The sequence below is a fragment of the Phaeobacter sp. 11ANDIMAR09 genome (assembly GCF_001294455.1).
Classification (GTDB): domain Bacteria; phylum Pseudomonadota; class Alphaproteobacteria; order Rhodobacterales; family Rhodobacteraceae; genus Pseudophaeobacter.
The window spans coordinates 89,320-113,606 of record NZ_LIKT01000007.1 but is presented as its reverse complement, the minus strand read 5'-3'; the positions used below and the strand labels follow the sequence as shown (position 1 = coordinate 113,606).

The following is a 24,287-nucleotide window of genomic DNA, read 5'->3' as shown; positions in this document are numbered from 1 at the left end:
TGAGCTCTGGGGGCATCCGTGTCGATACTAGCGGTTCTTGTGCTTTTGAAACGCGCGAATACGTTTTTGCAGGGCTTTGTCATCCGCCCTGCGCTGCGCCAGAGTAGCAGAGTTAAACCGTTCTTCTGCAAGCAGTTTGCGCCAACGTGACAGGCGGTCCGAGGGGATGTCGCCTTGGGATCTAGCGGCCTGAACGGCGCAACCCGGCTCGCTGTCATGCTGGCAATCTGAGAAGCGACATTGTTTGGCGAGGCTGGAAATATCCTCAAACAGATCGGCAATGCCGCTTTCAACATCAGTCAATTGCAGCTCGCGCATGCCGGGGGTATCCAGAACCGCGCAGCCATTTGGTAGCATATGCAGCTGCCGTCGGGTGGTGGTATGGCGCCCCTTGGCGTCATCCTCGCGAATACCCGAGGTGGCGATGCTGGTCTCACCGATCAAGCCATTGGTCAGAGTGGATTTCCCCACCCCAGAGGACCCCAGAAAGGCCAGGGTTTGTCCCGGCTTGCACCAATCGCCGAGCCTGTCCCGTGGGGCCGCGCCCAGGGCGTTCAGGGCGAGTGCGGTCACCCGATCTGAAATCGTAGTGGCGGCAGCCAGATAGGGGCTGGGATCCGTGCAGAGATCCGCTTTGGTCAGGACAATCACCGGGGTGACATCGGCCTCAAAGGCCAGCGCCACGTAGCGCTCCAGCCGGGCGAGGTTGAAATCCGGGTTGCAGGAGCTGACGATAAAGGCGGTATCGACGTTGGCCGCAATAAGCTGGCGTCGGCGATCACGCCCCGGCGCGCGCCTTTGAAACAGGCTCTTACGTGGCAGAACCCGGCTGCGATGCGGGTGATCTCTTTCCAGCAACAGCCAGTCGCCCACTGTTGCGTCGGGTCCAGGTGGAATCAGCCTGTCGATCTGGTCGCCCAGTACATGCAGCCCGTTGCGGTGCACTTCGACAACCCGCACTGGTGGTGTCTTGCGCAGCTCATCAACATCGCAATGCTGAGCGAAATAGTTTTGCCAGCCAAGGCGCGCCAGTGGCGAGAGCAGGGGATTCGCAGGTTTTAGCCCCTGCGAAGAGGGCAGAAATTGGGAGTAGTCCCGTGTCATTGGGTGATCTTTCATGATCCGGCCGCAGAGATGGCTCTGGGCAAAATGTGTCTGAGAGAAGAATGCAAAACACTGATCGCCCAACTTAATGGGCGTTTGGGTCTAGTCTGTTTTGCACCGGGAGGACGCTCTGCCTCCCCACATTACTGGGTCATAAAATCTCCATATCTGTCACCGGATGTAGGGGTCGGGCTGTGTTTTGTCAATTGTTCGGGCACCAAGATCGCAATCTGTGTCGATTGCATGGCGCCGCCTGTGGTACGTAAGGTGTTGTTCTAGATCGATAAAGTTAAAAACTTGGCTGCGGCACGGGGATCCCCGGTCGAGTCCATTCGACCTGACCCTGTCCCGCTACGTTCCATAGTCATTGACAGAGCAAAAGATCGGATCATACAAAGCCTCGATGGTTTTTCCCGAAGACACTTTGGGAAAATGAAAAGGGAATACGGTGTGGTGTAGCCAACAGGCGCCAAATCCGTGACTGCCCCCGCAACTGTGAGCGGAGAGCATTGCTGCAACAGGCCACTGCCCCTCGGGGTGGGAAGGCGCAGCAAGGCCTCGACCCGCGAGTCAGGAGACCTGCCATCCAGTAGTTCACCCAACCCAGGACGGGGAGTCCTGAAGGAGGCTTAGATGGCACAAAACAACTGTGTTCACGGGACCGGTACCTTCTCACTTCGCGCGCTTTGCTGCGAGGCGAGACATGACCGAGACCAGTGATCATTCCATTCTGATTTGCACCGCCTGCAAGGGCGTCGATGCGGCGAACAAGTTGCGCGCAGCGCTGGCTGAACGTGTTTCCAAGCGGTTTGCGCTGCGCGCCGTCGCCTGTATGGCGGGCTGTGAGCGGCCCATTTCTGTGGGGCTGCAGGGACCTGGCAAGGCACAGTATCTCTTTGGCGAGATCGAAGCCGAGGCTGATATCAAGCCGATAGCGGTTTTTGCGCAGCCATTCCTTGCGAGTGAAACTGGCTGGAGCAAAGCGTCTGAACGGCCTGAGAGGTTGTACGCTAAGATCCTGGCACGGCTTGCGGCCTCTCGACTGGAGGGCAAACAATGACAGGGTCTTCCGCTTTTCTCAGTGTGCGTGATCTGGAGTATTTTGCCCTCAACGGAGATGCGCTCGTCTCGGGCGTGTCCTTTGATCTAGAGCGGGGCGCGATCCTTGCAATTGCCGGGCCCAATGGGGCGGGCAAGTCCACCCTTTTGAACCTGCTCTCAGGAAGTGAACCCTTGGCGCTTGGCGAGGTGATTATCGGCGGCGCCAGCCTAGGCAGAATGAAAGCACATGAGCGGGCAGCACTGATCGCTCTCGTCAGCCAGCAGAGCGCCCCTGATGGGCGGCTGCGGCTTCAGGACTATGTTGCTCTTGGGCAATTGCCAATCGCGGCGCGCCGTTCGGCACCTCAAAATGCTCAGGCTGTTCAATCCCTTCTGGATCTCACCGGGCTTTCAAAACTGGCCCTTAAACCCATGGCACAGCTGTCCGGGGGCGAGCGCCAACGGGCGCATATTGCGCGGGCTCTGGCGCAGGAGCCTCAGCTCCTGTTCCTGGATGAGCCCACCAATCATCTGGATCCGGACGCAAAAGGGCGCATGCTCTCCCTGGTTGCTTCACTGGGCATCACCGTTGTCATGGTCGTGCATGACCTGGTGATGATTCCGGAGTTTGCCACCCATGCGGCCTTGATGAAATCGACGCAGCTTGTCGCCTTCGGCGCCGCCTCAGAGGTGCTTACCCCTGAAAATGTTCAGGCGACCTTTGGGGTTAGCTATCTGCGCCTGCCGCACGAGGGCCGGATGATCCCGGCGCTTGATATCCGCAAAACCAATTTTCAAGATTTGAAGGAGAACGCGCAATGAAAACGCTATGGTCCGCAGCTCTTCTCATGGGGGTCGCTAGTGGTGCTGCCGCCTATGAGGTAACAGTCGACAACTGCGGCACACCGTTGGTTTTTGACAGGACGCCCCAGCGGTTGGTGGTGCATGACATCAATATGTCGGAGATGGCTTTTGCCCTTGGCCTGCAGGACAAGATGGTCGGCGTCACTGGGATTACCGGATGGTACAAGACCAGCCCGGATTTTGACATAGCGCGCGGCGATGTGCCTGAACTTGCCCCCAAGTATCCCACAGTCGAGAACCTGATTTCGGCCTCCGCGGATTTGTTCTTTGCCGGTTGGTACTATGGAATGAAGCCGGGCGGGGATGTTACGCCAGATACGCTTGCGCCCTTTGGCATCAAAACCATGGTCCTGACCGAAAGCTGCGTTCATCTGGACAAGGACCGCCCCAAAGCCAGCATGGATTTGTTGTTTGATGACGTTCTGCGCCTCGGCAAGGTCATGCAGGTGGAGACCAAAGCGGAGGCATTGGTTGCAGACTGGCGACAGCAACTGGCAGCGATCGAAGCCAAGACCGCTGAACTGCCCAAGCCAGGTGTGTTTCTGTTGGATGGTCCCGCGGATGCGCCCTTTACTGCGGGCAAATTCGCCATCCCAGACGCGATGATTGCGGCGGCTGGCGGTGCCAGCGTGACCCATGATCTGGACACCAGCTGGGGGCGGACGTCCTGGGAGGCAGTGGCTGCGGCCAATCCGGAATTCCTGGTGCTGTTGGATTACCAAAACGGGAATGGGGCTGAAGAGACCTTTAGGTTCCTGCAGGAACACCCGGTCATGGCCCATGTCGATGCGGTCAAGAACGCACGCTGGGTCGGGCTGCGTTACGAGGAGCTGACACCTGGACCGGCCAATATTGCCGCCATCGAGAAGATGGCCAAGGCCATGCATCCGGGCCTCAACTGATATGGGCCGCTTTGGCCTATCGCTGGTACTAGGGGCGACCGTTTTGGTCGCCCTTCTTTTGCTATCGGTCCTTTATGGGGCCACCAATGTGCCAGTGTCAGAGGTCTTTGTCGCCATTGCCTCGGGGCTGGGGGGCGGTGATTTCGAACCGGAGCCGATGCATCGGATCATCTTTGATCTGCGCCTGCCACGTGCGCTGTTCGCGGCTTTGATTGGCGCTGGCTTGGGGCTGGTCGGCGTGGTGCTGCAAACCACAACCCGCAATGACTTGGCAGATCCCTTTCTGTTTGGCCTATCCTCCGGCGCGGCAGCCGGAGCGGTGCTGGTCATCACTGTCACCGGGGACATTCTGGGGGTATGGACACTGCCTCTTGCGGCCTTTTGCGGTGGTCTTGTCGCCTCTGGAATTGTTTTGCTGCTGGTGCGGGCCTTGCAAAGCAGCGCCCCGGAAAAGCTCATCCTGGCCGGGCTGGCCGTGTCCTTTCTTTTTGTCGCCATAACCAATTATTTGATTTTTTCAGGAGACAACCGTGCAGCGCATTCGGTGATTTTCTGGATGCTGGGCGGGCTTGGCCTGGCCCGATGGGAAACCCTGCCGCTGGTTGCCGCAGGACTGGCTTTGATCGCAGCCTATTCCATTTGGCGCAGCCGCTGGCTGGACGCTCTCCTGACCGGAGATGTCACCGCCGCTAGCCTTGGCGTGCCAGTTGGTCGGCTGCGGACCCGAATGTTCCTGATCAGCGCCTTGGCCACGGCGGCTTTTGTGTCCGTTGCCGGGGTCATCGGTTTTGTTGGCCTCATGGTGCCACATGTGGCCCGTGGGCTCGCTGGTCCAATGCATCAAAATCTTTTGCCTATGGCCGCACTCATTGGCGCGGTTCTGCTCTCCGCGTCTGATATCGCTTCGCGGCTCCTGCTTGCCCCACAAGAACTCCCTGTGGGCATCGTCACAACCTCTGTTGGATCAGCGTTTGTTTTCCTTTTGCTCTTGGGCTCCAAACGGGACGGCAGATGAGGCAACGATCGCTGCTGCAGCCCCCCACGTGGTAGCCGAAACACACCAGATTTGAGTGACAGGTCAGGGTTTGTGAAGGGGCCATCTGTGCGGCATCTGCCCAAAACGGATGGCGATCTCTTGGCGCGGCCCCAGGCCGGGAAGGGGGAGGCGCTTTTGCTGTGACTGGCAAAGAGATCTGGTTGAATCGCCATAACATGCACTTGCATGTTATGATGCATCGGCATAAAACCGCTGTCGAAAACGCCTCGCCAGCCCCGATTCAGGGCAAGCCCAGCACCAACCTGAATCTTGGGGACTACCATGGCTATCCAAACTGCCGCGCTGCGCGCACGCCTTTTGTGCGGGACTGCGCTGACTCTTCTTTCCGTTCTGCCTGCCGCCGCGCAGGAGCTTGAGGGAGATGTTATCTCGCTCGATCCGATCCTGGTGCGCCAGCAAGATGAAAAGGGCAATGCCGCCGATCGATCCTCGTCGGTCTATGTGGCGGATGCCGAGCTGGAACGCGCCCGGATGGGGGATGTCAAAGACCTGTTTGCCGGGATTGCCAGTGTCTCTGTCGGCGGTGCAATTCCGGTTGCACAGAAGATTTTTGTCAATGGCATCGACATGCTGAACCTGGCAATTCAAGTGGATGGCGTGTCGCAGAATAACCGGGTTTTCCACCACCTCAGCGCCAATGCTTTTGATCCTGGCCTGATGAAATCTGTGCGGGTTGATCCAGGTGTCGCGCCTGCAGATGCCGGTCCGCGCGCCATGGCGGGGCGCGTGGTCATGGAAACGGTCGATGCCGCAGACATCCTGACCGAAGGTCAAAGCGTCGGCGGCATCGCACGTATGAGCTATGGCGACAACGGCGGGACAACACAGGGCTCGCTGACCCTGGCTGGTGAAAGCAACGGCTTTGAAATCGTCGCCTATGCCAAACGCGCCACGGGTGACAATTTTGAGGACGGCGACGGAACTGAGATGACCGGAACCGCGGCCAATATGACCGCAGGTCTGCTGAAGCTGGGCTACGAGTCCGAGCAGGGTCACCGGGTTGAGTTCTCTGCGCAGCAGATTGAAGACGAGGAATGGCGCAACGATAAGCCGAACTTTGGCCCAAGCTCAGGCGGCACATATGCCTATCTGATTAAGCGCTATAACTACTCGTTGCGCTATGAAAACATAAACAACACTGGCCTCTGGGATCCCTCCGCAACCCTTGGCTATTCGGGCACTGATGTGGACCGCCCCAATGATGCCTGGGCCGGCTCCACCAATTCAACCTCGCGCACCTACTCCCTGGTGCTGCAAAACGAATTCCACCTGTCTGAAGGCAACAGCATTACCGCCGGTGTCGATATCCAGAACCGTAAGACGTCGATTTCTGGCTCTTGGGTAACACCGGATTCCGCTTCGGAAGAATCCGACAATATCGGCATCTTTGCCCAGGCGCGTCTTGAGCCGACGGATCGTCTGAGCATCTCTGCCGGTATGCGCTATGATTGGCAGGATTTTACCGGCTATCAATGGCTCCCGACCGATACCATTCATACCTCCTCCCATAGTGGTGCCAGTGGGAATCTGTCGGTGGTCTATGACGTCACGGATGACTTCGCGCTGCGGGCAGGATACTCGAATGTCTTTGGTGGTCTGGACCTCGGCGACAGTTTTGAATTCTGGCAGACGCGTGATTATTCTGGCCTGCGGCCGTCTCGCGCGCAGAACATCATCATCGGGGCTGATTGGACACCGGGGGCTTGGACCATCAGCGGTGAGCTGTTCAAGACTGAATTTGATGATGCGCGGGACGGTACAAGCGTCGTTGATTTTGAAAGCCAGGGTGTCAACCTCGGCGCGACCTATGGCTGGGCCAGCGGCTTTGCGCGTCTGACCTATGCCTATAGCGATGCCTCGCTCGATGGAGCTGCGTCGAGCAACTTTGATCTGCGGGACTTCGGCGCGCCTTTGGGGCATGTCATTGCTGTGGAAGTGCAGCAGGAGCTGGCGCAATACAACACCCTGCTGGGCGGCAGTATTGAAGCGGCGGCAGCCTATGACGCTGGCGGATCCTACGCAGGCCAAGAATTGCCAAGCTATGTTGTGGCCAATGTCTTTGCCGAATACTCACCGCCTGCCTGGAACGGTGTGACCCTTCGCGGCAGCATCAACAACCTGTTTGATGAAACCTATGCGGATCGCGCCACCTATGGGGGCGAATTTGCAGGCTTCCAGACTATGAACGAACCTGGACGCTCCTTTGTCGTCGAAGCGGTGGTGAAATTCTAAACTCTTGCGCCGCTGCCCTGGAGCCAGATGGTTTCAGGGCAGCAGTTTGATCAGCAGGCGGGAGAGGGCATAGGCCTCGTCCGTTGTCATATGAGGGCCGATTTCTTTTTGCATGGCCTCCCAGTAGACCGGCCAGATCCGGGCGTGCATGCCCTTGCCCTGTTCGGTCAGAAACAGGATCTGTTTGCGGCGTCCATCAGCAATGAATGCGCGCCGCAGCAGCCCTGCTTTTTCCATCCGGGCAACATGGCGCGACAGCGCATATTGGGCGACAAAGAGCTTATCCTCCAGCGCGGCCATGGGCTGGCCATCGGGGCCGGCCAGTTCGACCTCAAGCAGGATTTCATACCAGATCGGATCATTGATGCCGCAGGTCTTGAGCGCTTTGGCAATGCGCGGCAGGAATTTGCGCTGGGCGCGCATGATGTTGAACCACACACGGTTGTAGGAAACGACAGGGGTGTTGTCTCCAAAATAGTCGGCACTGCTGGAGTCGTCTCTGGCTGTCATAGGGAAACCTGCTGGATGGGTCGCGGATACTCTAGTCGGCGGCCCATGCAGAATTCAACACCCCAAGTAAATGAAAAATCAGGGAAAGCCAGAATGTTAGTCATCAAGCCTAGCCAGAAGAAGATGTTTAAAACCCAGGCCGAATTCCGGTCTTTGCGCAGTGCTGGGTATCTCTCCACCATGGCACGCCATTTCGCCCAGAAGATCCAGGTGTCGGAGCGGGACGGCGCGGTGCATCTGCAGTTCATCTGCGGGCTTGCGGTGCTTCGCGTGACCACGGACAGCTTGCATCTCCGCATTGAATCCCCCTCAAAGGAGGAGATGCTGCAGACCTGTCAGGTGGTCGAAAGCCATCTGTTGCGCTTTGCCTTTCGCGAAGAGCCAGAACCTCTGGTCTGGAGCGACCTTTGATGGAGCACTGGCCTTTGCCTGCAGCCCGGAAGCGCTGGACAGGGCAAATACAATTCAATAGTCACATGACAAAACCCCTGCAGAGCCAGCTTCGGTCAGCCATGCAATATTGATGGAGAGATCAATGTTGAAAACGCTGATAACCCTTGCAGCACTGGCCTGCAGTACCGCCGCCTTTGCCGACCCTGTCGAGATCCGGACCTATCGAGGGACACAACAGGTTGAAGCCCTTCCTGAAAAACTGGCCGTTTTTGATGTCGCCGCCTTGGATACGCTTGCCGCATTGGGGGTAAAACCCGCGGGTGTCATCGGCAATCTCTATGTTGATTACCTGGACGAGGTGGCACAGGGGGCCGAGGTTGTGGGTTCCTTGTTTGAGCCCGATTTTGAAAGCATCCATGCGCTGGCGCCAGACCTGATCCTTGCTGGAGGGCGCTCATCCACCCAGACCGAGGTGTTGGCAGAGTTTGCCCCAACCCTGGATATGACCATCTATGGCGATGATTTAGTGGGGTTGGCGCTGCAAAGGCTCGAAGACTATGGCCGCCTGTTTGGCAAGGAGGCCGAAGCGACACTCTTGCTTGAAAACTTCCAAGCCAAGCTGGAGCAGACCAAATCTCTGGCGCGTGGCAAAGGCACCGCGCTGATTGTGATGACCAACGGTCCCAAAATCTCTGCCTTTGGGGCCAATGGACGCTTTGGCTGGCTGCATAGCACGCTCGAGGTGCCACAGGCCGCTGCTGATCTGGGCTTGAATGCCCATGGGGAGGCGGTCTCGGCTGAGTTCATCCGTGACGCCAATCCAGACTACCTGTTTGTCGTCGACCGCTTGTCGGCCATTGGCCAGGGCGGCGAAGATGCAAAGGCCACGTTGGACAATGATCTGGTGCGACAAACCACGGCCTGGCAGAACGGCCAGGTGGTCTATCTGGACGCAGCAAGCCTCTATATTGCGGGCGGTGGGATACAGTCGATGAACCGGGTGCTGGACCAGCTGATCGCAACCTTTGAGGCGAATGGCTAACCCATGCCGCACCTCTGGCTGCTGATCTGTCTCGGCTCGATCCTTTTGCTTTCCGTGCTGTCTATTTTTGTCGGGGTGATTGATCTCACCCCGATGGCGCTGTTGCGAGATCCGGAGGCGCTGCAATTGCTGGTGGTCAGCCGTCTGCCGCGCACTGCGGCGGCGGTGCTGACGGGCTGCTCCATGGCGGTTAGCGGCCAGATCATGCAGATCCTGGTGCGCAATAAATTTGTCGAGCCAATCAGTGCAGGCACGGGGCAGGCGGCGGCGCTGGGGATTTTGCTTTCTGTGCTGCTGTTCCCAGCCGCCGGGCTGGCGGTCAAGATGAGTCTTGCTGCCGTCACCGCATTGCTGGGCACGCTTGGGTTTTTGGCGCTGGTGCAGCGGTTGCCGCCAACCGAGCCCCTTTTGGTGCCGCTGGTGGGACTGGTCTATGGCGGTATCTTGGGCGCGGTGATGGTATTCATCGCCTATCAGGCGGATCTGATCCAATACATTGATGTTTGGATGTTGGGCGAGTTTTCCGGCGTGATGCGGGGGAGATATGAGCTGTTGTGGCTGGCGGGAATTGCCGCCTTTGTCAGCTATCTGATCGCCGATCAGTTTGCCATTCTGGGGTTGGGGCGCGACATGAGCCTGAGCCTTGGCCTCAACCATCGCCAGGTTATGGCCATGGGGCTGCTTTGTGTTTCGCTGGTTTCGGCGCTGACCGTGGTGACGGTGGGCATGTTGCCCTTTGTTGGGCTGATCATTCCCAATCTGATCAGCCGTCACTTGGGCGATAATCTGCGGGTCACCCTGCCGGTGACGGCGCTGTTGGGCGGGGTCTTTGTGCTGGGATGCGATATCTTGGCGCGAGTGGTGCGCCATCCCTATGAGGTGCCGGTAGGTACAATCTTTGGGGTGCTGGGCACTCTGGCCTTTTTGTGGTTGATCTATGCGAGGCCGCGGCATGCTTAGGCTTCGTTTCCTCTGGCTGATCCTGGCGCTGGTCGTGGTCTCGGCGCTGTTTCTGACCCTTGGGGCCAAGGGAAGCTGGAGCTTTACCCTCTTGTTTCGGGTGCAGAAACTGGCTAGCCTTTTGCTGATTGGCGGCGCGGTCTCAACCGCGACCATTCTGTTTCAGACCATCACCCATAACCGCATTCTGACCCCCTCCATCATGGGGTTTGATGCGCTGTTTCTGTTGATCCTGACCCTGATGATCTTTGGGATGGGGGCAGGGGGCTATGCGCTGGTGCCCAAGGTGACGCTGTTTCTGATCAATCTGATCTTGCTGACCCTGGCGTCGGTTGCGCTGTTTACGCTGCTGTTGCGCGACCAAAGCAGTGATCTGATGCGCATGGTGCTGACCGGCATCATCCTGGGCGTGCTGTTTCGATCATTGGTGCTGTTTATCCAACGGTTGATTGACCCAAGCGAATTTGCAGTGCTGCAATCGGCCTCCTTTGCGCGCTTTAACAAAGCCGATCCAGATCTGTTGCTGGTGAGCGCCGCTCTTGTCTGTCTGACCTGGGGCGCTGTTTGGCGGATGCGGCATCGGCTTGATGTTCTGGCCCTGGGCGAGGTGCTGCCGGTCAGTCTGGGGGCGGACCCGCGGCGAGGGCAGCTTGTGGTGCTGATGTTGATTTCGGTGCTGGTGTCGGTCTCGACCGCGCTGGTGGGGCCGGTGGCCTTTCTGGGGCTTTTGGTCAGCAGCCTGACGTACCGGGTGATCCCCAGCTGGCACCATGGCCACCTCCTGCCTGCTGCCATTTTGATTGGCGGCATCACATTGGTGGGCGGGCAACTGGTGCTAGAGCGCATTTTGCACTTTGAAACCCCGCTTGCCGTTGTGGTGGAATGCCTTGGTGGGTTGGTCTTTTTGATTTTGATCCTGCGAAAGGGCAGCACATGATCCGCATCCGCAATGTCGGCCACCAGATTGCCGGGCAGTCCATCCTGCAAGGAGTAGACCTAGATATCCCACAGGGGGGACTGACGGCGCTGGTCGGGCCCAATGGTGCCGGGAAATCAACGCTTTTGTCGCTGGTGGCACGCCTGCAGACCCTGCAATCCGGCCAGATCGAGATCAACGGGCGGGATCTTGGGCAGATCAGCCATGGTGATCTGGCGCAGCTTTTGGCGATCCTGCCGCAGGTTCTGACCAGCACCCATCGCATTAGTGTCCAAGATCTGGTTGGCTTTGGCCGTTATCCCTACAGTCGGGGTCGGCTGGGGCCAAAGGACCGTGAGATTATTGCCGATGTTCTGGAAAGTTTTGAGCTGCAAGAGATAAAACACCGGTTTCTAGATACCCTGTCGGGCGGGCAGCGCCAGCGTGCCTATACTGCCATGGCCTGGGCGCAGGACACCGAATACCTGCTGCTGGATGAGCCATTGAACAACCTGGACATCGCCGCCTCGCGCAGCCTGATGTCGCGGCTTAAAACCCTGGCGGCCCAGCAGGGGCGCACCATTGTCATTGTCCTGCATGACATCAACTACGCCGCAGGATATGCGGATCACATCGTCGCCATGAAGGCGGGGCGGGTAGAGACCGCCGGCCCCCCCGCTGAGGTGGTCAGTGAAGCCTTTCTGCGCGCGGTTTTTGACACTGATGCAAGGGTGATTTTGGAAGAGGAAAGACCGCTGGTGGTCGTTTAACGCGCCGAGCTGTGGCAGCATGCCTCGCATTGAAAATATTTGCGCCCGCACCCCTTGAAGACTCAAAAAGCATCCCTCACTAGCTAACGCCAGCCAATCCCAGCACCAAAACCCTGCAGGGACCAAGCCATTGACCCCATCCTTTAGGAGGCGAAAATGGCCACTAAAAAACTTTCCCTTTTTCTGCTGATGACCACAGCCCTGGTGCCCGGACTGACTGCGGCTGAAGAGATTTTGCTGGATCAGATCAATGTCAGTGGTGACGTTGAAAACCAGCACGGCACTGTCGCGCTATCTGGCGAAACTCTTGAAGATCTCGCCCCGCGCGAGATGTCAGATCTGTTTGCCGGTGAAGCCTCGGTAATGAGCTCAGTCATCCCCACCGGCAACAAGACCTTTGTGAATGGTCTGGACAGCTCAATGATGAACGTGACCATCGATGGCACCCTGCAAGGTGATGGCGTCTTCCACCACGCCACTACCGGTATGTATGATCCGGCCCTGTTTAAAGCAGCCACCATCAAACCCGGTGTTACCGCCGCCGATGATGGGCCTCGGGCCAATGCGGGGTCGATCTCTTACGAGACCAAGGATGCGGCGGACCTGCTGCAGGAGGGCGATAATTTCGGCGGGGTGGCCAGCCTGTCCTATGACAGCAACAGTGCCACCTTCCGCCGCGACCTGACTCTGTTTGGTCGCCAGGGCGCTTTTGAATATATTCTGTATGGATCCAAGGCGACAGGCGATGACTATGAGGACGGAGTAGGCACGACCTATCGCGGTTCCGCCGCAGATCTGAGCTCCTTCCTGGGGAAGATCGCCTACCAATGGGACAATGGGTACCGATTGGAGTTCTCTGGATCTGGAAGTCAGGACAGCGGCTGGCGGCAGGCGCGGCCAAATTTTGGCGACCTCACAGGGGCAGTGTTTCCGCTGTTTGATACCAAGGTCGAACAAAGCAACTACAGCCTGACGCTCAAGAATGAAAACGCCACCGGCGGTTTCGCCCCTGAAATCCATCTTGGCTTTTCCTCCAGCTTCCTCGATCAGGGTGACCCGGTCGACCCGAGCTACACCCGGCCCCTGTGGGGCGGCGAGGTCGAGACCTGGAATGGCAAGATCCAGAATGAATTCCTGTTTGGCAATCATAGCCTGACAGCTGGGATCGACTTCTTTGAACAGACAGGCACTGGTGGGGCCGTTCAGGGCACATACACTGATCCGGCATTGGTTGGCGGCTCCTTTGGTCCCTACACTGAAAAAACCAGCAATATCGGTATCTTTGCCCAGATGCGGTCTGACCTTTCCGATGCCTTCTCCCTGTCCTATGGCCTGCGGGCGGATCATCAGGATTTCACCGGTTGGGACGGGACCAAGCTTTCGGACGACGGCTTCTCCTACAATGTCTCAGGCAGCTATGCGCTCAGCGATGCGGTGACGCTGGAGGCCGCCTATTCGCAGGTTTGGGGCGGCTATGAGCTGGGCGAAACCGCGATCATCAACTATTCCTATCCCTGGGTGAACTACGCGGGCATGCAGGCGCAAGAGACTGAAAACATGCGTATCGGCCTGCAGGTGAACACAGGCAACTGGGGTGCGAGCTTTGCTCTGTTCCGCACCGATGCCGAGAATATCCGCACCCGCAACAGCGCAGATCAGGCGACCTCGAGCAATATTGTCACCGAAGGCATCGATGCCTCGCTGGGCTATAGTTTCGCATCAGGCTATCTGCGCGGCACCTATACCTATGCCGATGTGACCGAGGACGGCCAAATCTCCAACACCACCAACTATTATGCGGCGCAGCCCATGGGGCATATCCTTGCCATCCAAGGCGCCTTTGATGTGGCAACCGATTGGAGAGTTGGCGGCACCGCCGAGGCGGCTCTCTCGCTGGATCTCGCCAATGCCACACTGCCGGGATATGAGGTGGTCAACCTGTTTGCCGAGTATAAACCTGCCCGTGTTCAGGGGCTTACGGTGCGTGCCGAGATCAACAATCTGTTCGACAGCTACTATATCTCGCGGGCCACACAGGGCAGCGACAATGGTCGGGTACTGGCCTATGGCGAACCTGGGCGCTCGCTTGCGGTCACAGCACGATTGGCTTTCTAGGCCTCAGACATGTCATGAAAACCGACGGCCCCGGATGTTCCGGGGTCGCTTTTCTTTGGCAAGTCTTGCTTGACGGGCCACCTGAGGCCCTTTTCAGAGGTACCGAGCCGCGATGGAAAATGTGCGTCCTGACTGGATCTGGCCGGGAACAGAACCTCTCCCAAGTCCCTGGCTCAGAGATCTTTTCTCACAGGATAAATATCGACAGGGCGGGCGGCTATTCTGGCAGGCCATGTCGCGGCTGTCCTGTCCGGTTGTGGAAGACATAGAGCCAGATCCGCAGGGGCGGTTGTGCCTGACCTTTGTGTGGCGCGGCGGTGACCAAAGCCACCCCTGGCTGATTGGCGGGCCAAGTGCTGAGCATCTGCCGCTTTGGCAGATCAAAGGCAGCGACATCTGGTTTCGCACGGTTTGGGTGCCCCGGGATCTGGCGCTGGCCTATCGGTTTGCGCAGATCCCGCCGTCTCAGACCAAAAGGCAGGATGCGTTTCGCGCCGCTGTCGGGCAAAGCCTGAGGCCAGACCCTATGAACCCGGATACCCTGTCTGGCGCTTGGCAGGGACATCAGGAGGCCTTCAGCACCATCGACTTGTCGCGCGAGCGGGGCGCGCACCCAGCGAGGCAGCCACTGCTGAACGATCTGGGGCAAAGCCATCACTTCGCCTTTCACAGTCGCCTTTTGAACGCCCCCCGTGACATCTACATACAAGCTCCGCCACAGGCATTGGCGCGGTCAGATCCGCAGCGGTTGTTGTTCCTGTTGGATGGGGAGAGATGCGAACAGGTCTTGCAGCTGCCCGGAAAGCTGGCCTTGGCACAGTTGTCTGGCGAGATCCCTGCCACAAGTGTGGTCTATGTTGGGGCAGGCCATGGAGCAAGTCGGGTGCAGGAGTTGGGGTGCAATCCTGCCTTTGCCCGCGCGCTCACCTGGGAGCTGCTGCCAAGGGTCGAACAGGTTCTGGGTCGCAGTTTTGCGCCAGCGCAAACGCAGATCGCCGGGGCCAGTCTGGGCGGCCTGGCGGCACTGCATACGGCATTGCTTTTTCCAGAGAGGTTTCAGCAGGTGATCGCGCTGTCGGGGTCTTTCTGGTGGCCGGGCTTTGCAGAGTTGATGGCTGCCACCGATCTGCGGCACCTGCGCGCCCGATTTTCTGTTGGTTGTTATGAGAGTGGTGGGCTGTTTGGCCGCCCGGACATGGTTGCGGCGTCTCAGCGGGTTGCAAAACATCTGCAGAGGAAGGGCGCTGAGGTTGCGGTATCGATCCGCAGTGGGGGTCATGATCCGGCCCTGTGGCGGCAATCTCTGTTGCTGGATCTTATGAGCCTGTCGTGATCCCCCCGCGACCATCCCCGGGGGAAATTTCTGGGGCAATCTCAGGAAGGCTTTCCGCAGATGCCGCCGGAAATTCACATAAAATATGGCAAATCAGCAACAGGATGACGTGCGGGCCGCGCCACTCTTGACCTCTCTGACCGGAGTTCTTAGCGCAGCTATACCCAGCTCTCCGTCAGGCAAAAACAATAACCGCAGCATAGGCGGAGATGGGATATGCTTTTACACCGAACGACCGTTTCGATTTGGGCTTTGATGGCGGCAACGCCTCTTATGGCTCAGGTTGTTGACCTTCAAGAAATCAATGTCTCGGGCGCGACCGAGGAAGCCTATTTTGGCGAGAGCGTTGCGCTCGACACCGGAACAGTGTCCAAGACCGGCGACAGTCTTCTGGAAACCCCCCGCTCTGTCAGCGTGATCACCGCGCAGCAGATGGCCGAGCGCGGCGCGCAAAGCGTCGACCAGGTTCTGCAGTACTCGGCCGGGATTGTTGGCGGCCAATGGGGCCAGGATGCCCGCTCAGATTGGTCTCTGATCCGCGGCTTTTCGCCCTCGACGCTGCATGACGGGCTGCCCTCGCGCTTTGGGTTTTACAACGATACCAGACCCGAGACTTTTATGCTGAACAGTGTTGAGGTTCTCAAAGGTCCGGCCTCTGGGCTTTATGGCAGCGGCTCTGTTGGAGGGGTGGTCAATACAACCTCCAAAACAGCCGCACAGGAAGCCGATAACATGGTGCAGGTTCAGGCGGGTTCCAATGATCGGATGCAAATTGCCGGGGATGTCAGCGGCGATTTGAACGCGGCCGGCACGCTGCGCTATCGCTTTGTCGGGTTGCTGCGAGAGTCCAAGGATTCTGTTGATTTCTCCCAGGATGATGCCATTGCTTTGGCGCCCTCGATTACCTGGCGGCCCAGTGAAGATACTGAACTGACGGTGCTGGCGAACTATCAGAAAAACGATGGCAGCCCGCTGATCCAGTTTGCCTCGATCTATGGGACATTACTGCCGGCAACCGGCTTTGGCACCGGGACCTACCTCGACAGTGACACCTTTATCGGTGAGCCGGGCTTTGACACCTATAACACCGAGCAGCGCGCGCTCACCGCGATGTTCAAGCATCGCTTCAATGCGACCTGGAGCATGAATGCAAGTGCGCGCTACCTGGAAGGCGAGTCTCTGTATCAGCACGCCTGGTGGGCCTTTGATAACACTGGCAACGGGCGCTACAACCCGGATGGCACCATCAACCGGACGTTTTACCGGGCCGAAAATGAGCTGAAGACCTGGGGGGTGGACAGCTACGCAACAGCTGAATACGGCCTGGGCAGCATTGAGATGCGCACTATCCTCGGGGCCAGCTATACTCAGGGTTACTATGACAGCGATACCGGCTATGGGGCCCAGGTCGCACCCATTGATCCTTTCAACCCAACCTATGGCGGGTTCAACCCGATCACGGTGACGGATACGGCGGGTAATACCATCACCGAATGGGGCCTCTACGTGCAGCAGCGCGCAGTTTTCCAAGATCGGCTCTTTGTGGATCTTGGTCTGCGCTATGGCGATATCGAGACCGGCACCAGCAATGGCAGCTTTGGCGCCACAACGGTGGCCGCACAGGACAGCGCTTGGACCGGAAACGCAGCGGTGCTCTATCGCTTTGACAGTGGTTTGGCCCCTTACCTCAGCTATGCCCAAAGTTTCCGCCAAGATGCCATTGGCGCCGATGTCAATGGAACCCCATTTGAGCCAACCGAGGGAGAGCAGTTCGAGCTGGGGCTGAAGTATCAACCCGTTGGCACAGATACACTGCTGGCGGTTGCGGCCTTTGATTTGACCAAATCCAATCTGACAGTTGCAGATGCCGCCAATCCAGGCTTTCAGGTACAAACCGGAGAGGCACGGGCCAAGGGCTTTGAGCTTGAGGCCTTCCACCGTTTTGGCGATGTCTCGGTCAATTTTGCCTATACCTATCTCGACACCGAGGATGCCGAGGGGGATTACATCGCTCAAGTGCCCAAAAACGCAGCCTCGCTTTGGGTGAATTATGAACCGCTTGATGGGGCCATGGCCGGCTGGAAGCTGGGCGCGGGCATGCGCTACAACGGCGAAGCCTGGGATGGTGCCAGCACTTATCTGACGCCGTCCTATACGCTGTATGACGCGGCGGTGTCCTATGGCCGGGACAACTGGCTGGTGGCGCTGAATGTACGCAACCTCACAGATGAGCGCTACATCAGCACCTGCCAGTCCGGCGCCTGCTACTTTGGCGAAGGCAGAAATGTGGCGCTGACCCTGACCTCCAAATTCTAAAGCCATCCCATGTGCAAGCCGACTGAAGGTTGATTTGCACATGGGAAGTACAGGAAAAACGACGACCCCGCGCCCTGTTGATAGGGCGCGGGGTTTTTTGTGTGGCGATGCTGCGGGAATGGTGCGGCGCTACTTGGAAAAGCTCATCGGCAGGTTGAAGGTAAACTGAGAAGCGCCAATACCTTTGGGGGCTTTGGGGAATTTTCCGGCACGGGCGACCGCCTTTAGCGCGGCCTGATCAAAGGCAGCAACGCCTGAGGATTTGGCGACCCGGTAGTTGACCAGCGCGCCGCTGGCCGCCACCGTAATGCGCAGGACAACCCGGCCAGAACCGCGTGCCCCTGCAGGATAGCGTTTGCGTCGCTCAATCCGGGAGCGGATTTTTGCCCCCCAGATCGACTGTAGCTTTGCCCTTTGCCCTGCCGAGATGGTCGCCGCACTGGCGCCGCCCGCGGCTCCCGCCTGAGCCCCGCCACCGGATCCGGCAGCCCGTTGTGCTGCGCGACCAGCAGAGGTCTGATTAGAGGTCTGCGCGGTTGGCGGCGTCGCGACTGGTTTAGGCGCTGGCTTGGTTCTAGGCTTTGGTTCAGGTTTAGGTTCAGGATCGGGCTCCGGTTCAGGTGGCGGCGGTGGGGGCGGCGTTGACTGATCAATCTCCACCACATCCGCCTCTTCCGGCTCCTTTAGGGCCACAAGCACAGCGGCACGCGGCGCATCAGCCAGTTCAAACTCTGGCATCTGCGGCGCCTCCGTTGGGGCCAGAGGCTGTTCCAGCTCCGGTTTCAGCATCTGCGGGCGCGGCGGTGGGCGGTCCCAGGTCTCGACCATTTCGGCAACCGTGGCACTGGCGGCTTCGATCGAGACCATGGCCTCGCCCCCGGCACCGCTGGACTGCACGCCAGATTCCGGGGCCGAGGCAAACAGGCTGACATGAATAAGCGCGGCCAGGCCCGCAAAGAGGGTGACTTCTGCGGTGCGTTTCATTGCGGGGTCACCACCAGTTCGGCACGGGCAAGCCCCGCGGCAGCCAGCTTTTTCAGAATGCCGGCCAGAGTGGTGGCTTCCAGCTTGGCGTCAGCGCGCAGCAACACCACCGAAGTATCGGTACTTGCGCGCGCCAGCAGCTCCAGCGCGGCCTCACCTTCGACGCCGTCAAAATGCATCCGCCCCTCGGCATCAATATAGAGCACAGGTTCAGCTTCGGCTTCTGCTTCAAGATTGGCACCGGGCGGCGTGACCTCAAAGGGTTCGGGCTGCGCCAGATGCGAAGTCATCAGAAAGAAGATCAGCAGCAGAAACACCACATTGATCATCGGCACGATGGATTCCGCGCGGGGTCGTTTCACAGGAGGAGAAAGATCCATTGCGCGTCTCACTCCACCAGCACGACGTTGACCAGCCCGGCGTCGCGCAGCAGGGTCGTCACGTCGATGATACGTTGCAGATCAGCCCCATCGCGGCCGCGCAGGATGAGGATATCCTCCGGCGAGGACATCAGCGGCGCAAGCGCCTGGGGCAGGTGACTGTCGGCAACAGGAACACCATTCAGATCCAGATTGCCCGCCCCAATCCCCACCAGCCGTGGCGGCCCGGTGTAGTCACCGCCGCGCCCGGCAAGGGGCAGCTCCAACACCGCATCGCTGCCAAAGCGCGAGGCCAGCATAAAAAAGACCAGCAGCAAGAAGACCACGTCGATCATTGGGGTCAGGCTAGGTTTGCGCCTCGGGCGCCTGGCTTCGGTGAACTGCATTGCCTTACTCGGCCGCCATGGGGAGATCTTGCGGTGCCTGGGCGACAAACAGCCGGGTGGCACTGTCTTCGATATCCTGACGGATGCGGGTGATGACGGATTCAAACCAGGTGAGGGCCGCCGAAGCCGGAATGGCCACGGCCATGCCAGCGGCCGTTGTCAGCAGGGCCTCCCAGATGCCCCCGGCCAGCAGCGCAGGATCGGCCTTGGAACCCGCCTGTTGCAGCGCCTGAAAGGCGGCGATCATGCCCAGAACCGTGCCCAGCAGACCCAGCAGAGGCGCAATGGTTGCAATCAGCTCCAGCGCGCCCAGCCCGGTGCCTGCCTGCGCCAGGTGCTTTTTGGCAATCCTTGCGGTTTCTTCCCGGGCGCGGTCTTCGGGGAGTTGGCGCAGGGCCGTCAATCCAGCGCTGACCACCTTGGAACGAATGCCCATCCGCCCCTCAACAATGGCCAGAGCCGCCGCCGGGCTACCGGCTTCATAGGCCAAGACCGCCTTGCTGGCCTTGCCGCGGGACCATGCACCGATCAGGGCGAGGCGCCAGATCTTCCACAGGATCAGCGCCAGGGTGATCACCGAAAGCGCCGCAATCGCCCAGATCGAAGGCCCGCCGTCGCGCAGGAATTTCATCGCTTTGCCAGAGGTTTCCTCGGCCAGTAGCAGCATTTCGTCCTGTCGGCTGAGCGGCTCAAGTGCGGGCAGTTCAACTGCTGAACTCGGCGTGGTCTCATCGCCCAATTCGGCAGGCGCTGCGGCAGGATCGGAGGCCTCTGGTGAGACGGGAGAGGGAGAGGCGGGCACGGCTGTGGTTGGACTGTTGCTGGCCGTCGCCTCGGCAGCAGGTGTCGCAGGCGCTGCCATTGGCGCGGTGGCCTCTGCCGCTGTGCCTTCGACAGGGGAGGACAGGGTCGGGCGCGCGGCAGTCAAATCAGTTGGTGACATAGGCGGCGTCACCAGCCCACTGCCCGTGCTGTCCACAGTGGGTGCGGCAAGGACGGGCGCCGAAGAGGTCGGGGCCTGGGCCGTTTCTTGCGCCACACCATAGGAGGCAGTGGCCAACAAAAGGACAGCGGAGAGGGTGATGTGCGAGGTCATGGCTTGCTCCAATAGGCGGCGAGGTAGCTGGTTCCAGGGGCTGGTTTGTCGGCCTTCAGGGCTTCACGCACGGGCGTCACGTCTGACTTTTCGCTGGCGAGCCACAGGAAGTGATCCGGGTATTCCTGATGCGCCGCCAAAGCCTGTTGCGGCAGATCCTGGGCCTCTTCGCGGGTGAGCCAGGTGAGCGTGATGCCTGCTGGCGCGGTGATGGGGTAGCCGCAATCCGCGCCCAGGGTGGCGACCAGAGTGACCTGGCCCTCGCTATTGGCGGGCAGGGTTTCGAGAATGCGCGCCACCGCTGGAAAGGCGGTTTCATCGGCAAAGATGCAGACCTTGGAACTCTCTGGAATGCCGCCGCCGCCGGGGCCAGCGATGACCAGTAGATCACCAGTGCTGGCGCCCCGAGCCCAGTTGGTTACACGGCCACCATCATGCAGGAAGACGTCAAAATCCATCAGTCCGGAATCGCGGTCGATCCAACGGGTGGTATAGGCCGGGCGATGCAGTGCCTTTTCCCCTTTTGGCCAGACCGTGGCACCATTTTCGGCAAGGCTGGGCCATTCCGGTTCGCTACAATCGGCGGCGGGCAAGAGCAGACGGAAATGGATGGCGTCATCCTGAAAACTGCTCAGATCATCGGTCCTGATGCGCACCCGAAGGAATGCGGTTCCCACCGGGGTGATTGAGACGACCCTGGTAAAGTGCAGATTTGGCGGGCGGTTGGACAGGGGGGCGCTATCCGACCAGCGCAGATCCTTTGCCGCCTCGGGCAGCAGGTGGGTCAGGGTTTCGCTAAAGCTATCCTTGAGCATGAACAAACGGTCCGGCAGCGCTGCTGAAATCCGAATGCGGATCCCCTCTTGTGTGGGTTCAAATCGGTACAGCCCAAAGGAGGGCACCTCAATGCTGACCGCAGTCTCGCTGTCCTCCACGACCTGCAGCTCGTGCTCTTGGGCCTGGTTCAGCATCACCTGCCGCATGTCGGCATAAGACAGACCGGTCAGCAGGGCGGTGGCATCAATCGGGAAATTTTGGTTTATCGTCATGCTACAGTCCTATTCGGGGATGACATGGGGGGTTCTGTGCACCGGATCGGAAATGATCTGACATCTAAGATCAAAGACCTGTTCCATGTTGTTTCGGGTGACGACCTCGGCTGGGCTGCCCTTGGTGAAGATGGCGCCCGCGCGCAGGGCGATGATGTGATCTGCAAAGCGCGCGGCCAGATTGATGTCATGGAGCACCATGGCCACGGTTTGGTTGCTTTGCTGGTTGAACGACTGGATCAGGGACAGAAGCTCGATCTGATGCGGCAGATCCAGGTAGGTTGTCGGCTCATCCAACAGCAGGATCTCGGTGTCCTGCGCCATGGCCATTGCAATCCAGGCGCGTTGCCGCTGACCACCAGACAGGGCCTCAAGAGGGCGGTTCGCATAGGGGGCCATGCCGGTCAGCTCCAGTGCCCGGCCCACAGCCTCGGCGTCCTGGTGAGACCATTGTCGCAGTGCCGATTGATGGGGCGTGCGGCCACGCGTCACCAGATCCTGCACTGTCAGCCCCTCGGGGGCGCTGGGCGATTGAGGTAGGATAGCCAAGCGCTGCGCAACTGAGCGGTTGGCCTGTTTGTGGATGCTCTTACCATCCAGCAAGACCTCGCCGCTGTCGGGTTTTTGCAGCCGCGCCAGGGATCTGAGCAAGGTGGATTTTCCGCAGGCATTGGGCCCGACAATGACGGTGATCTTGCCATCCGGAATATCAGCGGTCAGATCTTTCAGGATCGGGGTCTTGGCAAAGGCGACCGACAGGGCTTTGGCGTGCAGGCGGGCAGGGGCATTCATTCAGAGCTTTCCTTTGCGAAATTGAACCATCAGTAGCCAGATCATCACCGGGCCACCGATCAGGGCGGTAAAGACGCCCGCGGGCAGTTGAATGCTGGGAACCATGCGAGAGGCCGTATCCGCTGCCAGCACCAGCAGGGCGCCAATGACAGCTGCCCCCAGCAGGGCGGGTTTGCCATTGGGCACCAGGGCACGCGCAATTGGTCCGGCGGCAAAGGCGACAAAGGGCAGGGGGCCGGCGGTGCAAACGGCAAGGGCCGCCAGCAGAATACCCAGACCGGTGAGCCCCAGGCGCAGCGGCGATAGCCGCAGGCCGAGGCTGCTGGTCAGGTCATCCGACAGGCCAAGCCGGGCCAAGGGGAAATGGATCCAGAAAAGCGCCGGAGCCAAAAGGAGCAGCCCGGACCAGACCAGCCAGACATCCTGCCAATCGCGCGCGTTCAGCGTGCCAATCAGCCATTCTGCCATATCGGCAGCGGTTCTGGCGTCGGTCCGGCTCAGCAGCAGATCGGACAGGGCCGCCAGAGCGAAGCCAATGCCAAGCCCAATCAGCACCAGGCGTTGGGGGGGCAAGCCCTCTTTCCAGGCCAGGCTTACAACCAGAATGGCTGTGAGTAGCGCGCCGATCAAGGCTCCCAGCAGCACATTGCCGCCGGTCAGAATAATCGCGATCAGGGCACCACAGCTGGCGCCTGCGTTGAAGCCAATGACATCCGGCGAGGCCAGCGGGTTGCGCATCATGGTTTGAAACATTGCCCCCGAGAGGCCAAAACAGGCACCGGCCCCCAGGGCTGTCAAGATCCGTGGCAGGCGGTGATCCATCAGGATCATTCTTTCAATCTCTGAACCTGCGCCCAACAGCACGCTGAGCCAGCTGGTCTCAGTAAAGGGATAGCTGCCAAGCCGTAGCGCCAGAACCGAGCCCACTGTGACCAACAGCAAGAGGCAGGAGCCAACAGCAACGGCACGGGCTGAGAAGGAAAGGGATAGGAAGGGCAGGCGCAGGCTCCAGCTCATAGCGCAGTGCTCCCGTTGCGGCGGATCAGCCAGACAAGTGCGGGTCCTCCCAGAAGGGCGGCCATCACCCCGGCCTGCATATTGCCGCCAAAGACCGGCAAGCGCCCAATGAGATCGGCCAGGATCATCAGCCCGGCCCCCAGAAACGCGGAAAACAACAGGCACCAGCGCATATCCGCGCCCGAAAAATGCCGCGCCATATGGGGCACGATCAGACCCACAAAGGCGATTGGACCGGCCATCGACACTGTGGCACCGCAGAGGCAGACAATGGCACAAACGGCAAGCCCACGCGCCAGCCCAACCCGCAGGCCCAGGCTGCGGGCGGTGTCCTCGCCCAACATCATGGCGTTCAGGTTGAAGGAAGAAACCGCCGCAAAGGCCGCGCCCAAGGCAAAGAAGGGCAGCAGAGCCGCCAGCGTTGGCATCTCAATCCCGTCCAAACCGCCCAGTACCCAAAAGCGATAGACATCCAGGCTGCGCTGGCTGATCAGCAAGAGGCTGCGCCCAAGGGCCAGGAACAGCGCGCTGAGAGCTGCGCCTGCCAGGATCAGCCGCAATGGGGTGCCTCGACCCGCGCCACCCAGAAAGAACACCAGAACGGTGCTGGCCAAACCGCCCCCCATGGCAACCCAGACAAAGGAAGCCGGGTCGGAAATGCCCAGCAGAAAGATACAGAGGATCACCCCCAACGAAGCCCCACCATTGATGCCCAGCAATCCGGGATCCGCCAGCGGGTTTCTGGTCAGGCTCTGGATCAAAGCCCCGGAAGCGGCGAGCGCGGCTCCGGCCAACCAGGCGGCGAGCAGCCTGGGCAGCCGCATGCCCTGAATGACCAGATGATCAGCTCTTGTGGCATCATAGGCCACAAAGGACTCCCAGATATTGTCCCAGCTGATTGGGCGCAGGCCGAAGCGCAGCGACAGGGCCGACAGAAGGAGCAGGCTCAACAGGACCGTCAGCAGCCAGATCTGGCGGGTGGAGGCGCGACGCTCAGAGCGCGGCGATGTGGTTTCGAGAATGGTCAT

General features: G+C 59.5%; 23 protein-coding genes and 1 riboswitch. Of the genes, 13 read left to right on the top strand and 10 right to left on the bottom strand.

Going from position 1 to position 24,287, the window contains the following annotated elements:
- Positions 1-27: 27 nt before the first annotated feature.
- The gene (rsgA, locus tag AN476_RS08160) at positions 28-1,119 is read right to left on the bottom strand and encodes a ribosome small subunit-dependent GTPase A (RefSeq protein ID WP_371257333.1); all 1,092 of its coding nucleotides are present in this window, start codon (positions 1,117-1,119) and stop codon (positions 28-30) included.
- Between the two features lie 372 nt (positions 1,120-1,491).
- A riboswitch (cobalamin riboswitch) is annotated at positions 1,492-1,706 on the top strand.
- 101 nt (positions 1,707-1,807) lie between these two features.
- Here rsgA and AN476_RS08155 point away from each other — a divergent pair.
- The 5 genes from AN476_RS08155 to AN476_RS08135 all read left to right on the top strand — a co-directional run bounded on the left by AN476_RS08155 (position 1,808) and on the right by AN476_RS08135 (position 7,200).
- Positions 1,808-2,164 carry a DUF1636 family protein gene (locus AN476_RS08155; protein WP_054460584.1) on the top strand — a complete coding sequence of 119 codons (357 nt, stop codon included), beginning with the start codon at positions 1,808-1,810 and terminating at the stop codon, positions 2,162-2,164.
- Positions 2,161-2,967, top strand: coding sequence for an ABC transporter ATP-binding protein (locus tag AN476_RS08150; RefSeq protein ID WP_054460582.1), 807 nt, complete (start codon positions 2,161-2,163; stop codon positions 2,965-2,967). The genes AN476_RS08155 and AN476_RS08150 overlap by 4 nt, the downstream gene beginning before the upstream one ends.
- Positions 2,964-3,911, top strand: coding sequence for an ABC transporter substrate-binding protein (locus AN476_RS08145; protein WP_054460580.1), 948 nt, complete (start codon positions 2,964-2,966; stop codon positions 3,909-3,911). Before AN476_RS08150 ends, AN476_RS08145 begins: the two co-directional genes overlap by 4 nt.
- Before the next feature lie 43 nt (positions 3,912-3,954).
- Positions 3,955-4,926 carry an iron ABC transporter permease gene (locus AN476_RS08140; protein ID WP_253279862.1) on the top strand — a complete coding sequence of 324 codons (972 nt, stop codon included), beginning with the start codon at positions 3,955-3,957 and terminating at the stop codon, positions 4,924-4,926.
- A gap of 303 nt (positions 4,927-5,229) precedes the next feature.
- Entirely contained in the window at positions 5,230-7,200 is a 1,971-nt protein-coding gene (locus AN476_RS08135) for a TonB-dependent siderophore receptor (RefSeq protein ID WP_054460576.1), read from the top strand.
- Positions 7,201-7,233: 33 nt separating this feature from the next.
- Here AN476_RS08135 and AN476_RS08130 read toward each other — a convergent pair whose 3' ends face one another.
- On the bottom strand, positions 7,234-7,710 hold the full coding sequence (locus AN476_RS08130) for a MarR family winged helix-turn-helix transcriptional regulator (RefSeq protein WP_054460574.1): 477 nt from the start codon (positions 7,708-7,710) through the stop codon (positions 7,234-7,236).
- Positions 7,711-7,803: 93 nt separating this feature from the next.
- Here AN476_RS08130 and AN476_RS08125 point away from each other — a divergent pair, with 93 nt between their 5' ends.
- From AN476_RS08125 to AN476_RS08090, 8 genes are all read left to right on the top strand, one after another.
- Positions 7,804-8,121: a DUF2218 domain-containing protein gene (locus AN476_RS08125; protein WP_216598377.1), complete on the top strand. Its 318-nt coding sequence runs from the start codon at positions 7,804-7,806 to the stop codon at positions 8,119-8,121.
- A gap of 124 nt (positions 8,122-8,245) precedes the next feature.
- Positions 8,246-9,145, top strand: a complete 900-nt coding sequence (locus tag AN476_RS08120; protein ID WP_054460572.1) for a siderophore ABC transporter substrate-binding protein — start codon at positions 8,246-8,248, stop codon at positions 9,143-9,145.
- A gap of 3 nt (positions 9,146-9,148) precedes the next feature.
- Positions 9,149-10,105, top strand: a complete 957-nt coding sequence (locus AN476_RS08115) for an ABC transporter permease (protein ID WP_054460570.1) — start codon at positions 9,149-9,151, stop codon at positions 10,103-10,105.
- Positions 10,098-11,042, top strand: a complete 945-nt coding sequence (locus tag AN476_RS08110; RefSeq protein WP_054460567.1) for an iron chelate uptake ABC transporter family permease subunit — start codon at positions 10,098-10,100, stop codon at positions 11,040-11,042. The genes AN476_RS08115 and AN476_RS08110 overlap by 8 nt, the downstream gene beginning before the upstream one ends.
- Positions 11,039-11,791 carry an ABC transporter ATP-binding protein gene (locus AN476_RS08105; protein WP_054460566.1) on the top strand — a complete coding sequence of 251 codons (753 nt, stop codon included), beginning with the start codon at positions 11,039-11,041 and terminating at the stop codon, positions 11,789-11,791. The genes AN476_RS08110 and AN476_RS08105 overlap by 4 nt, the downstream gene beginning before the upstream one ends.
- A 156-nt stretch (positions 11,792-11,947) precedes the next feature.
- Positions 11,948-13,906 carry a TonB-dependent receptor domain-containing protein gene (locus tag AN476_RS08100; RefSeq protein WP_253279861.1) on the top strand — a complete coding sequence of 653 codons (1,959 nt, stop codon included), beginning with the start codon at positions 11,948-11,950 and terminating at the stop codon, positions 13,904-13,906.
- 232 nt (positions 13,907-14,138) lie between these two features.
- On the top strand, positions 14,139-15,239 hold the full coding sequence (locus tag AN476_RS08095; RefSeq protein WP_172684807.1) for an alpha/beta hydrolase-fold protein: 1,101 nt from the start codon (positions 14,139-14,141) through the stop codon (positions 15,237-15,239).
- 216 nt (positions 15,240-15,455) lie between these two features.
- Positions 15,456-17,555: a TonB-dependent siderophore receptor gene (locus AN476_RS08090; RefSeq protein ID WP_253279860.1), complete on the top strand. Its 2,100-nt coding sequence runs from the start codon at positions 15,456-15,458 to the stop codon at positions 17,553-17,555.
- A gap of 129 nt (positions 17,556-17,684) precedes the next feature.
- Here the strand turns inward: AN476_RS08090 and AN476_RS08085 are convergent, their stop codons facing one another.
- The 8 genes from AN476_RS08085 to AN476_RS08050 are packed head-to-tail and all read right to left on the bottom strand — an operon-like array spanning position 17,685 to position 24,287.
- Positions 17,685-18,539 (bottom strand): energy transducer TonB, encoded by an 855-nt coding sequence (locus AN476_RS08085; RefSeq protein WP_054460559.1) that lies wholly within the window; start codon positions 18,537-18,539, stop codon positions 17,685-17,687.
- Positions 18,536-18,919, bottom strand: coding sequence for a biopolymer transporter ExbD (locus AN476_RS08080; protein WP_054460558.1), 384 nt, complete (start codon positions 18,917-18,919; stop codon positions 18,536-18,538). The genes AN476_RS08085 and AN476_RS08080 overlap by 4 nt, the downstream gene beginning before the upstream one ends.
- A gap of 8 nt (positions 18,920-18,927) precedes the next feature.
- A complete protein-coding gene (locus AN476_RS08075) occupies positions 18,928-19,305 on the bottom strand; it encodes a biopolymer transporter ExbD (RefSeq protein ID WP_054460556.1) in 378 nt (125 codons plus the stop codon).
- A gap of 4 nt (positions 19,306-19,309) precedes the next feature.
- Entirely contained in the window at positions 19,310-20,401 is a 1,092-nt protein-coding gene (locus AN476_RS08070; protein WP_054460554.1) for a MotA/TolQ/ExbB proton channel family protein, read from the bottom strand.
- On the bottom strand, positions 20,398-21,450 hold the full coding sequence (locus AN476_RS08065; RefSeq protein ID WP_054460553.1) for a siderophore-interacting protein: 1,053 nt from the start codon (positions 21,448-21,450) through the stop codon (positions 20,398-20,400). The genes AN476_RS08070 and AN476_RS08065 overlap by 4 nt, the downstream gene beginning before the upstream one ends.
- Before the next feature lie 9 nt (positions 21,451-21,459).
- Entirely contained in the window at positions 21,460-22,242 is a 783-nt protein-coding gene (locus AN476_RS08060; protein ID WP_054460551.1) for an ABC transporter ATP-binding protein, read from the bottom strand.
- Positions 22,243-23,259, bottom strand: a complete 1,017-nt coding sequence (locus AN476_RS08055) for an iron chelate uptake ABC transporter family permease subunit (RefSeq protein WP_054460549.1) — start codon at positions 23,257-23,259, stop codon at positions 22,243-22,245.
- A complete protein-coding gene (locus AN476_RS08050; protein ID WP_054460547.1) occupies positions 23,256-24,287 on the bottom strand; it encodes an iron ABC transporter permease in 1,032 nt (343 codons plus the stop codon). The genes AN476_RS08055 and AN476_RS08050 overlap by 4 nt, the downstream gene beginning before the upstream one ends.